The sequence below is a fragment of the Citrobacter freundii ATCC 8090 = MTCC 1658 = NBRC 12681 genome (assembly GCF_011064845.1).
GTDB lineage: Bacteria > Pseudomonadota > Gammaproteobacteria > Enterobacterales > Enterobacteriaceae > Citrobacter > Citrobacter freundii.
The window spans coordinates 2,806,838-2,820,803 of record NZ_CP049015.1; the positions used below are offsets into that span (position 1 = coordinate 2,806,838).

General features: G+C 45.2%; 19 protein-coding genes and 1 pseudogene. 5 read left to right on the plus strand and 15 right to left on the minus strand.

The features are described 5' to 3' along the window. Positions 1-84 precede the first annotated feature (84 nt). The 3 genes from rsmF (at position 85) to G4551_RS13470 (ending at position 2,104) form a co-directional block, all read left to right on the plus strand. On the plus strand, positions 85-1,473 hold the full coding sequence (rsmF, locus tag G4551_RS13460) for a 16S rRNA (cytosine(1407)-C(5))-methyltransferase RsmF (RefSeq protein WP_003841980.1): 1,389 nt from the start codon (positions 85-87) through the stop codon (positions 1,471-1,473). A 100-nt stretch (positions 1,474-1,573) separates the two neighbouring features. Continuing rightward, complete coding sequence (locus G4551_RS13465) at positions 1,574-1,810, plus strand: YebV family protein (RefSeq protein WP_029139506.1); 237 nt, start codon at positions 1,574-1,576, stop codon at positions 1,808-1,810. A gap of 102 nt (positions 1,811-1,912) precedes the next feature. Beyond that, positions 1,913-2,104 carry a YdfD/YebW family protein gene (locus tag G4551_RS13470; protein WP_003841978.1) on the plus strand — a complete coding sequence of 64 codons (192 nt, stop codon included), beginning with the start codon at positions 1,913-1,915 and terminating at the stop codon, positions 2,102-2,104. Here the strand turns inward: G4551_RS13470 and pphA are convergent, their stop codons facing one another. Next, a complete protein-coding gene (gene pphA, locus G4551_RS13475; protein WP_003034937.1) occupies positions 2,105-2,746 on the minus strand; it encodes a protein-serine/threonine phosphatase in 642 nt (213 codons plus the stop codon). It lies immediately after the preceding gene. A gap of 692 nt (positions 2,747-3,438) precedes the next feature. Then, entirely contained in the window at positions 3,439-4,998 is a 1,560-nt protein-coding gene (locus G4551_RS13480; RefSeq protein ID WP_003841974.1) for an EAL domain-containing protein, read from the minus strand. Positions 4,999-5,267: 269 nt separating this feature from the next. Between G4551_RS13480 and G4551_RS23860 the strand changes: the two are divergent. Further along, positions 5,268-5,411: pseudogene (locus tag G4551_RS23860) on the plus strand (DinI-like family protein); the annotation flags it as partial. 264 nt (positions 5,412-5,675) lie between these two features. On the opposite strand, the gene G4551_RS13490 reads toward G4551_RS23860, so the two are convergent. Genes G4551_RS13490 through G4551_RS13505 form a run of 4 tightly spaced genes read right to left on the minus strand, consistent with a single transcriptional unit; the run spans position 5,676 to position 9,294 of the window. Continuing rightward, a complete protein-coding gene (locus G4551_RS13490) occupies positions 5,676-6,935 on the minus strand; it encodes a phage portal protein (RefSeq protein ID WP_003841970.1) in 1,260 nt (419 codons plus the stop codon). Beyond that, a complete protein-coding gene (locus G4551_RS13495; RefSeq protein ID WP_003841969.1) occupies positions 6,935-7,114 on the minus strand; it encodes a hypothetical protein in 180 nt (59 codons plus the stop codon). Before G4551_RS13495 ends, G4551_RS13490 begins: the two co-directional genes overlap by 1 nt. Then, positions 7,108-8,823, minus strand: coding sequence for a terminase large subunit (locus tag G4551_RS13500; RefSeq protein WP_003841968.1), 1,716 nt, complete (start codon positions 8,821-8,823; stop codon positions 7,108-7,110). The genes G4551_RS13495 and G4551_RS13500 overlap by 7 nt, the downstream gene beginning before the upstream one ends. 36 nt (positions 8,824-8,859) lie before the next feature. After that, positions 8,860-9,294: a P27 family phage terminase small subunit gene (locus G4551_RS13505; protein WP_032941333.1), complete on the minus strand. Its 435-nt coding sequence runs from the start codon at positions 9,292-9,294 to the stop codon at positions 8,860-8,862. Between the two features lie 227 nt (positions 9,295-9,521). On the opposite strand from G4551_RS13505, the gene G4551_RS13510 reads away from it, so the two are divergent. After that, positions 9,522-10,037, plus strand: coding sequence for a hypothetical protein (locus G4551_RS13510; RefSeq protein ID WP_003841965.1), 516 nt, complete (start codon positions 9,522-9,524; stop codon positions 10,035-10,037). A 135-nt stretch (positions 10,038-10,172) separates the two neighbouring features. Here G4551_RS13510 and G4551_RS13515 read toward each other — a convergent pair whose 3' ends face one another. The 9 genes from G4551_RS13515 to G4551_RS13555 all read right to left on the minus strand — a co-directional run bounded on the left by G4551_RS13515 (position 10,173) and on the right by G4551_RS13555 (position 13,939). Beyond that, positions 10,173-10,535 carry an HNH endonuclease gene (locus G4551_RS13515; RefSeq protein ID WP_003841963.1) on the minus strand — a complete coding sequence of 121 codons (363 nt, stop codon included), beginning with the start codon at positions 10,533-10,535 and terminating at the stop codon, positions 10,173-10,175. Positions 10,536-10,804: 269 nt separating this feature from the next. Then, entirely contained in the window at positions 10,805-10,978 is a 174-nt protein-coding gene (locus tag G4551_RS13520; RefSeq protein ID WP_003841960.1) for a GnsA/GnsB family addiction module toxin, read from the minus strand. 206 nt (positions 10,979-11,184) lie between these two features. Then, on the minus strand, positions 11,185-11,415 hold the full coding sequence (locus G4551_RS13525; protein ID WP_032941334.1) for a hypothetical protein: 231 nt from the start codon (positions 11,413-11,415) through the stop codon (positions 11,185-11,187). A gap of 73 nt (positions 11,416-11,488) precedes the next feature. After that, a complete protein-coding gene (gene ymcF, locus G4551_RS13530) occupies positions 11,489-11,677 on the minus strand; it encodes a cold shock small protein YmcF (protein WP_072144007.1) in 189 nt (62 codons plus the stop codon). Positions 11,678-11,687: 10 nt separating this feature from the next. Further along, positions 11,688-11,900 carry a cold shock protein CspG gene (gene cspG / locus G4551_RS13535; RefSeq protein WP_003841958.1) on the minus strand — a complete coding sequence of 71 codons (213 nt, stop codon included), beginning with the start codon at positions 11,898-11,900 and terminating at the stop codon, positions 11,688-11,690. 374 nt (positions 11,901-12,274) lie between these two features. Beyond that, positions 12,275-12,802 (minus strand): DUF2514 domain-containing protein, encoded by a 528-nt coding sequence (locus G4551_RS13540; protein WP_003841956.1) that lies wholly within the window; start codon positions 12,800-12,802, stop codon positions 12,275-12,277. Next, positions 12,799-13,347 carry a lysozyme gene (locus G4551_RS13545; RefSeq protein ID WP_032941335.1) on the minus strand — a complete coding sequence of 183 codons (549 nt, stop codon included), beginning with the start codon at positions 13,345-13,347 and terminating at the stop codon, positions 12,799-12,801. Before G4551_RS13545 ends, G4551_RS13540 begins: the two co-directional genes overlap by 4 nt. After that, on the minus strand, positions 13,319-13,597 hold the full coding sequence (locus G4551_RS13550) for a phage holin (RefSeq protein WP_003841952.1): 279 nt from the start codon (positions 13,595-13,597) through the stop codon (positions 13,319-13,321). Before G4551_RS13550 ends, G4551_RS13545 begins: the two co-directional genes overlap by 29 nt. A 153-nt stretch (positions 13,598-13,750) precedes the next feature. Next, entirely contained in the window at positions 13,751-13,939 is a 189-nt protein-coding gene (locus tag G4551_RS13555; RefSeq protein ID WP_003841950.1) for a hypothetical protein, read from the minus strand. Positions 13,940-13,966: the final 27 nt, after the last annotated feature.

A 13,966-nucleotide genomic window follows, 5' to 3' on the forward strand; every position in this document is an offset into this window, starting at 1 on the left:
CCGGAGCACTTATGCTACACTGCGCACCTGTTTTTTTGCCGGTGGTACCAAGTGGCTTATTTTCCCGACGCCTTTCTGACTAAAATGCGTGAAGCAATGCCTTCCACGCTCTCATTCGATGATTTTCTCGCTGCCTGTCAGCGCCCGTTGCGCCGCAGCATTCGCGTCAACACGCTGAAAATCTCCGTTGCCGATTTCCTCACACTGACAGCACCTTACAACTGGTCTCTCACTCCGGTTCCCTGGTGTGCTGAAGGTTTCTGGATCGAACGCGATGAAGAAGAGTCAGTGCCGCTCGGTAGCACAGCAGAACATTTAAGCGGCCTGTTTTATATTCAGGAAGCCAGCTCAATGCTGCCAGTCGCTGCGCTGTTTGCCGAAGGCAATACCCCGGAACGCGTAATGGATGTCGCGGCAGCCCCTGGCTCCAAAACCACGCAAATTGCCGCAAAAATGAATAATCGAGGCGCCATTCTGGCGAATGAATTTTCTGCCAGTCGCGTCAAAGTTCTGCACGCCAATATCAGCCGTTGCGGGATAGCCAACGTCGCCCTGACCCATTTTGACGGACGAGTATTTGGCGCTGCGTTGCCGGAATCATTTGATGCCATATTGCTCGACGCCCCGTGTTCCGGGGAAGGCGTAGTGCGTAAAGACCCTGACGCGCTAAAAAACTGGTCGCCAGAAAGTAATCTGGAAATTGCCGCAACTCAGCGCGAACTGCTCGACAGCGCCTTTCACGCTCTGCGCCCCGGCGGCACGTTGGTTTACTCCACCTGTACACTTAACCGTGACGAAAATGAAAACGTCATGCAGTGGTTGATTGAAACCTACCCGGACGCCGTCGAGTTTTTACCACTCGGCGATTTATTTCCACAGGCCGAACGCGTTCTGACGCCGGAAGGATTCCTGCATGTGTTTCCGCAAATTTACGATTGCGAAGGTTTCTTCGTTGCGCGTTTGCGCAAAACAGCCGCCATCCCTCCACTACCTGCGCCCACATATAAAGTCGGTAACTTCCCGTTTAGCCCGCTGAAAGGACGCGAGTCCGCGCTTGTCGCGCAAGCCGCGAGCGCTTGTGGACTGCAGTGGGAAGATAATTTACGCCTGTGGCAGCGCGATAAAGAGATTTGGCTATTCCCAACAGAAATTGAGCCACTGATCGGCAAAGTCCGCTTTTCCCGACTCGGCGTCAAATTAGCTGAAACGCACAATAAAGGCTACCGCTGGCAGCATGAAGCCGTCATCGCGTTCGCCAACCCAAATCACAGCAATGCGTTTGAACTGACGCTTGCCGAAGCTGAAGAGTGGTACCGCGGTCGGGATGTCTACCCACAAACCGCACCGACGAGTGACGACGTACTGGTTACATTCCAGCATCAGCCTATCGGTCTGGCAAAACGTATTGGATCGCGACTGAAGAATAGCTACCCACGCGATCTTGTCCGGGATGGCAAACTCTTTACGGGATAACGCACGTTTTTACTGGCGCTTTTGCTAACGTTGACTACGCTGAAAAATGGACGACCTAACTGGTCGTACCACAATCAGCAAATTAACGGAGAGCACGATGATGAAAACCAGTGTGCGCATTGGCGCTTTTGAAATCGACGACGCCGAGTTACATGGCGAATCGCCGGGGGACCGAACGTTAACCATTCCGTGTAAATCCGACCCGGATTTATGTATGCAACTGGATGCCTGGGATGCCGATACCAGCGTCCCGGCCCTGTTGAACGGAGAACATTCAGTACTATTTCGCGAACACTACGATCGTAAGTCAGATGCCTGGATCATGCGCCTTGCCTGATTCAAAAAGAACCCGTCGCCAGACGGGTTATTTCCTGGTTAATTTTCCTCATCTATCAACATCTTCTACACTACAGCTATGGCTTTACCATTTGAGGATGGAATGTTCACGCTGGTTCTTTTTGTGTGCTACCTGGATGGCGGTTGTGAAGATATCGTGGTTGATGTCTACAAAACTGAGCAGCAGTGCCTGATATCGATGGACGATCAACGTATTCGTAACGGAGGGTGTTTACCCGCGGATGACTACATCGAAAGTTTCTGGCACCCGGCCCAGGAATACAGCGATTTTTGATTATTGCAGTTGTACCAGCGTTAACTCGCCGCCAAATACAGCACCGGTATCAATATAATGCAGATTCTCGCGATCCAGCCGATGGCGCAACGGCGTGTGGCCAAACCAAAAGTGATCCGCGCCGCGAATCCCACAACCGTTGTTCATTAGTCTCGAACGATCCCACAGCACACGCTGTAAATCGATCTTTTTTAGCCACTGATAATCATCATCCGGGTAATCGGCATGAGCAATAACGTGTATGCCGTTTTGACAGTGCAGCTCCAGAATCCAGGGTAATTGCCAACACTCTTCAAGAGCGAATTTTGCTGCCGGTTGCTCCGCCTGCGCATACCACGAGCCACCATTCATTAACCACATGAATTTATCCCCCGTCGCCAGCGCGTCCAGCGCCATCTGTTCATGATTCCCCCTGACCGCGACAATCCAGCGTTTACGCAATAATTTCAGGCAACGCAAACTGTCTGGTCCACGGTCAATAACATCCCCCACTGAAACCAGCAGATCCTGCCAGGGATCAAAACGGTACTGGCGCAGTTTAGCCATCAGTATCGAGAAGCAGCCGTGGATATCCCCAACCACCCAGACGTGACGCCACTGTGTACCGTCGATTCGTTGATAGATATTGTCAGGTCGTCCCATGTCGCCTCCAGAGTACAAGGGTACCTGGTTATAATTTTAGCAATGATGGTAAAAAAGCCTGGACGATCGAGGGCAGGAGTATGGTATGGTTTATGGAGAATGCAGCATGCGATAAGACGTGTTTTGCCCTGGATGGCATCGCATTCGCCACATAAAAAGAGACCGAATACGATTCCTGTTTACAAATCAAAACGTAATAACCTATAAACTTCAATATGTTAACACCAAAAAACCACTAAAAAACACCTCCTGATACTTACTAATGCACCCATTCAAGATCAATCAGTTGCTATTGGTTTCGTGGCGTCGTCGGGAAAAATTCGGGATCGCATTGTTCCAGCATCTACATATTTTTAAGAATTCATCAATTCACAAAACCATCATTCCAATTTACCTTACAAGCTCCTTTTTAAATCATTACCGGTGCGCACCACTTTTTCTTCCTGCCCTATACTTTCAGTCTGACATATGGCTGGAGGTTTCTATGTGTGGACGTTTTTTACAGTCAATGACGCGTGAAGATTATCTTGCCCTGCTCGCTGATGAATCAGAACGCGACATTTCACTCAATCTCGAACCAACTAGTCAACTATATTCGGCACGAGATATTAAAGTTCAGCTGTTAAATTTATATGGTACACGGTTACACGTATCTTATATAAAATTAAACAATAAAAACAATGCAATACATATTAAACCCCATTAATATCATTTACTAACTTTGTCAATTTATCTATAGATAGTGGCTGTGAGTAATACCATCCTTGGACACCGCACTCAGGGAACATTTCAGTTAAATATTTCACCTGAGTTGATGTCTCGACACCTTCGAAAACGACTTTGTTAGTTATATCTTTAAAAATCTCCACCAATCCTGATACGATATTATTATTTACAGAGGGTTCACCAATAGAATCTGTAATTGACTTATCAATTTTAATTTCATCTATTTGTAAATTTGATAGCCAGTTTAAATTTGAATGACCAGTCCCGAAATCATCAATAGCTATTGATATACCTTTATTATTAAATAAAGAAATAACCTTTTGGAGGGAATTTATTTCCGCGCTCTGCCTTTCTGTTAACTCCATCATTATCATACCAGGTTTTATATTTGATTCATCAATCATCTGAAACACTTTTTCTTGAAATGATTCCGACAGAAGGTCTTGAGAACTAACATTAATGCTTATAAAAATATCAAATTCCTCAGAAAGAGACATGGTTTGCTTTACTACCATTCGAAATACAAAATCACTTATTCCCTGGATTAAACCATGCTTCTCTGCAATAGGGATAAAAATATCAGGAGGAATGCTACCAATATCATGATCATCCCATCTAATTAGTGCTTCTACACCAATAATTTTTCCGGTTTTTATTTTATAAATAGGTTGATACACAAGATATAATGATTCGCTTCTTATCGCATTTTTTAATCTTGAAACTAATGATTGCTTACGTGCAACTCTTTGATTATAAAAACCACCCAGAAGAACACCGGTCACAATAGATGTAAAGGAAATCAACAACATCGTTAACCAACTATCGAAACTCATCCACGGAAATTTAACTCCCCCCATGACACAGATATTATTATTTTTATTACAGCTTTGCGTGGTAATAAGTCCTAGTTGGTAGGATTTATCATGCTGAGCCTCTTCAAGAAGATCGACCTGCTCACCAAGTTTGAACAAATGAAGCGAATGATCTCTGTCACCTACAATTGCAGAAAACCCCTTCTCTTCATGGTCTGTAACAAATCTATTAAATGCAAATGGTGAAATCGTTATGGCTAATTTTTGATTGCTTAGCAAATCAGCTTTTACATTATTTTCCAGTAACACACCAAAAAACCAAGTTACATTGTCCTTTTCAACTTTTCTATCATAGATATTGAGAAGCAATGGTGCTGGCAACACTCCCCATAAAGCACTACATATGACTGCACCATTTGAAATAAATGATATATCTTTTATAAGAGCATAGGGCCATAAGGCCACTCTTAGAGCATGAAGTTGTAGTTCACTACAAGGACTATAAGCATTAAATATTTCATAACTATCATTTATTTTATCAATCTGTTGAATGAGACTAACGCTTCTATTCAAAACTCGTTCTGTATATGATGCAATCCTCTCCTTGTATATATAATACATTGAAATCTCAGACAATGAGAAAAAAATAAAAAATGAAAACATGATTGATATCATATAAGGCTTAATTCGTTTTAAATTGTGGTTATTCTTCACGCCGACCTCTTTATATGCCTGACCCTATGTAACAACATACATTCTACTATCTGTCGTGAATCAAATACATACAGTTAAAACAGATTATCGGCTAAAACAAATATTTCTTTATGTTTTTTATTAGAAAAGAACGTTATAAAATAACGCAAAACCACATCCAAGTTAGATTTGTGTTTGCATTTTAGCCAAATAAGTGGCACTTCATCTTGTATTCATAGGTCTAATGTAAAGGATGTAATTCTAAGGGAAATAAGTGTGAAACCGCGCCTTTTCCCGATACTGGTACTTGGGTAAAACCGATGATGACGCTGCCGGCGATCAACACTGACGCCAGCAAGCATGAGAAGGAACAGATAAGCCGTACTGTTCAGGAAATGTTTGAAGAGGCTGATGTGTGGCTGATGAGCGAATGATGAACGTGTATAACTTGATTTTTCTGTGGGGATGACAGGTCCCCACCCATCACCATCCCTCCGCTCTTACCTTTGGACTCAAAGCATTTCTTATTGTCAATAAGAGCAAGAATCTACCCAAAGATAGGGTTCTTGAACGTAAAAAGGACATCATACTACTGTATTGACTCAGGTTTTCGATGGTCCTATAGCCGCCAGATGCGGCAGATTAATTAAATTTTTTGTCATGATGTTTACCAGGTCAGCCCGCACTGCGGGTGATATTCAGTTTCTGGACAGAATAGAGTTGATTTCTGCCAGTTGTTTTGCTGTTGGCGTGTTATCGCCAGGTAAGATTTGTTTACTGTCGACCATATTCAGAGGCGTCAGGTATTTATCCCCTCCGGCGATGGGTGGAAGGTTCTCCATGCGGCGAATGTCGTTAACCGATAACCAGCCCCACTGGCGGCCTAAGGCATAAGATTCATAGCGTGACTTCTGATCCCCGCGCAGCAGGCCAGAAACATTGAATTCAATGTACAGATCACCGCGCTCGCTGGGTAAAAGCAGATCGCGCATTAATGCGCCTTCATGACGCTTCAGCCAGGCCAACAGCGTGTACATCACAAACTGCAGCCCCTGATGCTCAATGTTGTTATTTGTGGCTTTCGCCAGCATCTGCACCATATGAGGCGGGATTTTATAGAGCCGGCACACTTCCTCCACGCCCCATTGACGGGACTGTAACAACTGCGCTTTCTCATTATCCTGAGATAGCTGTTTGTAGCTCATCCCTTCCTGAAGCAATGCAACAGAGAATGCGTTCCTGACGCCGGAATACCTGTCCGTCCACTTTGCCAGCAGTCTGTCTATTGCATCCTGGTTTTTGATTGTCGCAGCTTCTTTTGGACGCTCAATAACACCGCTCATCGTCGTACCTCGACGAAAAACCTGAGCAGCATGTTCCTCCACAGCCAGGTTTAACCCAAGTACATCCGCATTTGTCTGGATTGGAGAACTGCCGATATAACCGTCGAGCGAAAATACTTTCACATGATGAATCATGCGCATTGGCAACGTTTCGCCAATTTCGGGGAGTTCATAATATGGCATCCCATCCGGGCCTTTCAGGACAATGACCTTTTGGGGATTAACCGGGATTAATTCGCGGGGATAACCTTTCCCGTCCCTGTCGATGATCGAGTAGCAATTCCCCTCCAGACCAAGCAGGCCCTGTTGTTGCTCAAAATACTCGAAAGAGGTGTCCTTTTTATTAGGCTGGGAATGTACAAGATCATAAACGGGGTGGTCAGTAGCTCGCTTACGGGCTCCGTTAGCACCTCGCCTGTAAAGTTCACACGGCAGCTGCGCCACCGATTCTGCCAGAAGCGTTACACATGCGCGGACCGCCGATAGCGCCATTGCGGTTTCAGGTGTAACCATTATTCCCGCCTTGCTCTGGCTGGAACTCACACCACCCAGCATAGCCTGCCAGAAGCCACCACCAGACTGAGATTTACCCCGAAACATCTGGGGAATGAACATTATTCACCCCCCGATTTAATTACGCTGGCAGACATCGATCTCGCGATTAAAAATGACCACAGCAGGCAGATTCCACCGCCAGTAATAAGCCCTGCTGCAGGTAAAATAAGCCAGGCACCGGCAGACAGTAACGCGGCTCCGGCGAGGCCGATAAAAAAACTCAAAAATGTCATTAGCATGCTATATCTTCCTCGTCGTAAACGGATGAATTACTCACCCGGCCATTCAACATTGCACGACCTATAGCCATAAAAAGCGCCGTTGCGCCGTCAATTTTTGACTGCTTGTCACCTTTCGTTGGTCGGACGATATCATCGCTACCCGGTACCGTTTTGCCGATGACATTGCTGATACACCATGACAGAACAGGATTTCCGTCATGATGGAAGCGTCCACCGGCAAGCGCTGCTTCCAGCTCTTTCATTGGTGGAGACATGTTGGTGTAGTCCTGCCGGATGGAAATCGGTTCAAAACCGTTATCCTGAAGCTCATGACTGAGCGCTGTTGCTCCGCTGGGGTCTATGGGGATCTCGCTGATACGAACCTTATGGATGTCCTGCAGGTCGATAATGCTGGCCAGAATCTCGCGATAATCAGCCTCTGCTCCATCTGTTGCCTCCAGAACACCCATTTCTTTGAATTTACGATAACGATCAGCAGTTTTAGCTTCTTTCGGATCCGTACTGTTGATCGTATCTTCAGGTACCCAAAATTTCGGGCTTACGCAGTAGTAGTGCTTTTTGCCTTCGATTTCCCGGACAAAAACCCCAACACCGGCATTAAGGTCAAGACGGCGGGCAAGGTCCAGACCGAGGTAGTAATCCTCGCCGGCAAAATCTTCATACCGCAGAGACTTATCTTCCGCCGCCTGCCATTGCGTCATGTTGTAGTACGCCGACTTACCAGACACCCAGATATTGAGGCGTTTAGTTTTGAAGGCGTTTACCTTACGCGGGACCTGTTTTGCGACTTCCAGTAGCTCAACCAAATCGCTGTACTTGATGGAAACATCAAGGTTGGGGTTCGCTTTAATCAGGTTTTTAGGGTCAGTCCAGTCATCGCCATCATCCAGCTCGTAAATCATGCCGAACAGACGATCATTGCTGACTATGCCGCTGAGAGCCTCTTTTACCTCTTTGTCTTTGTCATAACATGGTGATTCAAGAGATGTACCTGCAGTCGTGATAATGAGTGTTAGTGGCTGAGAACGCGCGCCCATCCCCATTGTCATCGCTTCATACATATGGTCCGTATCATGCTCGTGATATTCATCAATAATCGCGCAATGCGGGCTGTCACCATCGCCAGGTTTCCCTGCCATTGGTGCGAATACGGAACCATCAGGACGGGTCAGGCTGTCCACCCATACTGAGATATCAAATTTAGCCCGGAGAGAAGGTAATCGGTCCGCCATTTGCCTGGCTGGAGTGAAAACCTTCTTGGCCTGCGCCATTGTCGTCGCACCACAATAGACTTCCGCACTGTTTTCACCATCAGCGCAAAACATGTAAGTGCCAATCCCGGCCGCAAAAAAGGATTTCCCATTTTTCCTAGCTACCCTGATATATGCTTCGCGAAATCGCCGCTTTTTATCCTTTTTCGTCACCCAGCCAAAAATTGAACAGAAAATAAAACTTTGCCACGGTTCCAGTATCAATTTTTGCCCAGCTAAATCCCCGCTAGAATGGGGTAACAACTGAACGAATCTGCATGCACGTTCAGCTAAGTCTCTGTTGAATTGATAGGGGTAGTTCTTATCCAGTGATTTTTTCAGGTCATCAAAATGGCGCTGACATGCCAGTTTGATATATCGACATGCGAGGATTTTCCCGCTTAGTACATCGCGTGCATAAGCGTTCGCCAGATTGACGCTCGGGTATGCCGCCATATACTCCACCCATAAAAAAAGGGACTAAAGACCCAATTAAAATTCGTCGAATTCGTTTCCTGGGTTGGTGTTATCTCCTGGCTGCTTTTTCCTGATGCGGCTGTTGGGGTCCAGTTTCAACACAACACTGAGACGAATAAGTTCGCTGATATATTTGCTCCTGGCCTTTACCGCCGCACCCAGTTTTTGTCCACCTGCAGCAGTGTCGTCGCCAAGACCATCGCTTTTAATTTCCTGATTCGCGTCGTACAGAAGCTGCACTGTATTGCAGTATTCCATCAGTAAATAACAATCTTCCATCTCGAACGTACCCCTGTTGATCAGGATTTTGCACGTCCGTCGCCAGGCATCAACAGCCATTTCACCAAGAAGCTCATCAGGCGGGGAAACGGCTCTTGTAAGAGAACTAACCTGCGTTCCTGTGTTATTCGACTTACGACCGCCACCTGGTGCTCTCACTCCCGAACCCATGTCGAAACACCTCTAAATATGCTCAAAAAAAAATTTCTTATTTCTCACGCGCAAAAATCTACCGGGAGCGGCAGTCCTGAAGCGCGAAAGGGGTCAGGGATTTGATCCCCCCTCCCCCTTGAAGATGACAGCAAGAAAGCATGCAAAAGCAGATACTGGTCATTCATCAGGATGTTCAGCATAGTGTCTTCAGTTAATCTCAATAAATAAACGATGGAGTCTAAGAAATGGATAAAACTAGAAAATATGATAGAGCCTTACAACTTGAGATCCTCAACGCTCTTATAGATTGTGCTCCCAACTCTTTAAACAAGGCACAGGAGCGAGACCTCATTGAGAAGTTTGATAACTATGATCACTTTGTGGCGTGCATGCTATATCTTGAAATGCATAGTCTTGTTTCTACACCCTTCGTACGCAGCGAAACCATGGCTGGCGTTGATTTTATTTTCAACGCCCCATACTGCAACATTACAGAGAAAGGAATTGATTTTCTTCTTGATGATGGCGGCTTAAGTGCGATCCTTAAGGTTCAAACCGTTCGGTTACACAATGACACGATTGTTGCCCTTGAGGATATAATCCGTGTCGCAAATATATCTGAAGATCAGAAGAAGGGATTGATTTCAAAACTCCGAGAGCTTCCGGGAGACGCCATAAAACATTTGACCCTACAGTTACTGACTCAGGGGGTTCTGAATCTGCCGAACGCACTTCGACTAATTCAAACAACCCTCCAGTAGGGCTAAACTCGTCAGAGGGGCGAATTAACTCAAATTTGCCCCATCCCAGTGTTTTACTTAAAAACACCCAAAATTCCTTCCGGGTATCTGCATGAATGTAGAAACTGTTCTTATGCATTACAGCAGTGAATATTATCATCGAATACGTTCTCTTGCTGTCTTCGCTCTGTGGCATTCCCAACACAACGACTCAAGATTGGAATCGTCATCAGTACCGCCATGAGCTTTTGGGATTATGTGGTCAACGCTGGTCGCTTTCTTCGCTATCTTCTGCCGGCGATGGTTCTGACACAGGAATTGATCACGCTGTAAGATACGCTCCCGTATGATTTCCCAGGACCGCCCATAACCACGTTCTTGTCTGCTCTTTCCTGCCTGATAACTCCGCCAGCCGTCACCAGCATGCTGCTGTCGGTGTTGGTCACAATATCCGCTGACATCATTGGTGATTGCCGCACACCCTTTGTGTCGGCATGGGCGTTTAGCGCGTGCTGGCATCGGTATAATCCTGTTTATTAGATACAAATTTTTTAGTATGAGGAAAGAAAACGGAAACGGTCGTTAGTTGAATTTTTTCATAAATAGAAAGAGCCTCTGCGATTGTCGCCCGTTACAGCCGAGCTCGCCAGAAGGCCCCGTTAAAAGGAAGGCAGAAAATCTATGCATAGAAGCGAAGGCTTTGACAACGTTCTTAATTTTATGACAGAAATAAAAAAGCATTACCTTGAAAGGTAATGCTTTTTTACTCGAATTGAGTCTTATAACTATTAAATTAATGTAATTTTAATATCATAGCTTTCAAGCCCAGTCATTTTTTCACGGGCAGTAAACTGGATGTCGGAAACTTCTTTTCCTGTCTTTTTTTTGAGTTCAATAATTTTTTTCGTAATGAATTCAGAAATATCCGCTTCAGTTTTTCTTTTTAAATCTTCAACGTTCATTGTTTACCTCTCTTGATCTCTAACATATCCACGCCAGGCATGTTACATTCCCCATGGAGCACTTTTAAAAGCGCTGACATGCTTAAAAGATAGAATGGAAAGACCCAATAATCAAGAGGTTGCAGTACAATCCTCATACAATAATAGCTCACAAACCACACAAACCGCTGAGCTGAAATCTGGGTCGATAACGAAACCATCAGATATCATTTCAAAAGCTTCGATGCTGCTTCGAGAATCTCTTCGGAACTGACATCACGATCGGAGGCTACATAAACTATTTTATGGTCTCCTGTCAGAGATGGAAATCCCGCAGACATCACGGGTAGATGAGCTTTTTCCCCATTAGGAAACTCACGCATTATCGTTGTAATACCCTTCATTACGGATACAACTACTGCTGGTTCGGAGTTAAAAAAAACAATTACTTTTTTCATAATTATACCGTGATGGTTCTTACATAAATGAACGGTTAAGCATACAAAAAAGGCTCCATAAGGAGCCTGGAATTTATTTTCTAAAATCTAACGAAGTCTGACTAGAACGAATGTATAGTGCAACATTATCAAATGTTATCATTGTTGATTTGCAAAAAATACATTTTGCTCCGAAAGGATTTTTTTCAGTAACATCAAAGCTTGACGTTCTGTACTGAGATCCGTGACAACACGGGCATCTGAAGTGAATATTGTTAGTAATAACAGTACCCTTATACAGCCACGACATTAACTGCTGAGGGGCCTTTAGGTCCCTGTTCAACACTAAATTCTACTTCCTGATTCTCATTCAGTGTCTTGAAATCATTGCTCTGGATAGCAGAGAAGTGTACAAACACATCTTTACTGCCATCTTTAGGGGTGATAAACCCAAAACCTTTTTCAGGATTGAACCATTTAACTAAACCAGTCATTTTATTAGACATAATAATTACCTTAATTGAGTGAGCCCTTGGGCAGAATGGTCCGAAAAAAATTATCAGAGAGAAAAGCTAACAAGGAAATCTCAACAGGAACAAGAAATAAAATTATTACAGTGACTGCTTCAGATAAATTCGTAACAAACCAGAGATTCATTAACGCATGATTAACCAAACATAGCAAGGTTTAGTTTTGTAAGTAAATCACCCATGATTTTGAACATAAAAATTATTTTAAATGGCTAAAATTGAAAATTATGCCATGCTGCTTAAGACCTTTATCTATCACCCTAAGTTGTCAGGGATTTTTGACTCACGGATGAGTCGTATTTCATTCATTGGACAATTCAAATGTAGTACCTATAAAAAGTACTAACCTCTTAATTTTTCGCTTTATTCAGCATATTTCTATGCGGTCCACTATTAGTATTCCTTATGGCCCCATAAATGCTTTCACAAGTCAATCCGGCATTGAAGCGGTCGTCAGCAATCTCAGCATAATATTTAGCTTCTGCTGCAATACTTCCGAGCATGTCGGCAAGCATTGTGGCGTCGGCTCCGGCTGTTTTGCTTCTGGCGGAAGCGGCAATATTTGCGGTGTGCTTTGCGGCGTCCAGGTGGATGGCAAGTTTGGTTGCTTCGTTGCGCAACTGGCTAACAGTAACAGACAGACTAGCAGCAGTAGCAGCTGCTTTAGCGGCTTGTGCTTGTGCATCTTTAACGGCCTCATCACGGGCAATAATTCGCCCCTGTTCAATAATGCGGGCGACAATTTGGACATTAGCTTCCTGAGAGGATTCAGCGCTGTCGCGTTCCGCCCATTTCTTCTGCCAGCCACGGTCGCTCCAGACGCTTCCGGCAAGAAACGCACCGGCCACCAGCAGCAACACAGCAAATATTTTATTCACTGGTCTATCCCCCAGCACGTCAGCGCACTTTCTTGATCCCGTCGCTCTACCTGACCGTAACAGCCATTTTTCTGACCTTTTGTCAGGCGACAATCGCGTCCGCCGTCTTTAATCCACCAGCGGATCGCTTCACAGGCTCCTTTTCGGTCGCCAGCATTGATCCGTTTGTAGAAAGTGGAAGGGAAGCATTTTCCGGGACCGATGTTATAAGGGCAGAAAGAAGCGATACCCGCTTTCTGAGGTTCACTCAGCGGGACTTGGATATTTTTCTCTACCCACGCCAGCGCCTTGTCGCGTTCTATGGCGTTCACCTGGGCGCATTTCTCAGCAGACAGTTTCATGCTCTGAACTACTGGCTTACCGTCAACCATCGTGGCGCCACGGCAAATGGTCCACACTCCGCCGCCGTCGCGATATGCCGTCAGGCTGTTACCCTCTTTCTCATCCAGAAACTGATCGAGAATCACGGGTGCGGAAGCCCCCGCAAGAATCAGACCAACGACCGCTGCGCTCAGTTTATTCTTCAGCTTTGGTGGCATTGCCATTAAGCCGATCCTCCCTTTCCTTTTTCCTGTAATACCAGTTCACTGCACAGGTGATAACAGTGCATGCAATACCGACAATAATTGCCCAGTCGCTCAGGCTTAACCCTGCAATTCTGTCGGCCAACATCCAGGACACCTCTTTTGCTGTTTTAGCTGTTTCGGCATATGCCTTCGCTGATACACCGCAGCCGGTCAGCGTGGTTCCTGTTCCATATGAAAGTCTGCTGTAAATGGTGCTCATTCTGGTCATAGCCCTACCTCCGATTTTTCGGATGGCGTTGTGTGTAATTAAAGGGTCAGGCTTCACGGGCTGGATTTATCAACAAAGCACGTAGTGAGTGATACCCGTGAGCCTGAAATGAAAAAGGCTGCCAGTTGGCAGCCTCGAAGTGAGTTAAGTTGTTTACATTGGCGGAGAGAGAGGACCTTCTAACACCTCTGCTTCACCGTTATGGCAAATGTCATCACCCCTTGTCAGATGCCAGACACCTGTGATTGTTTTACCCGATTCCAGATCATCAACAGTGTCATTCGTGTAGTACGCTACCTGTACAACACCGACATGCTGAATCCAGTAATACCCTTCTTTCATACATTCCTCCGCGATACTCAGCAGATA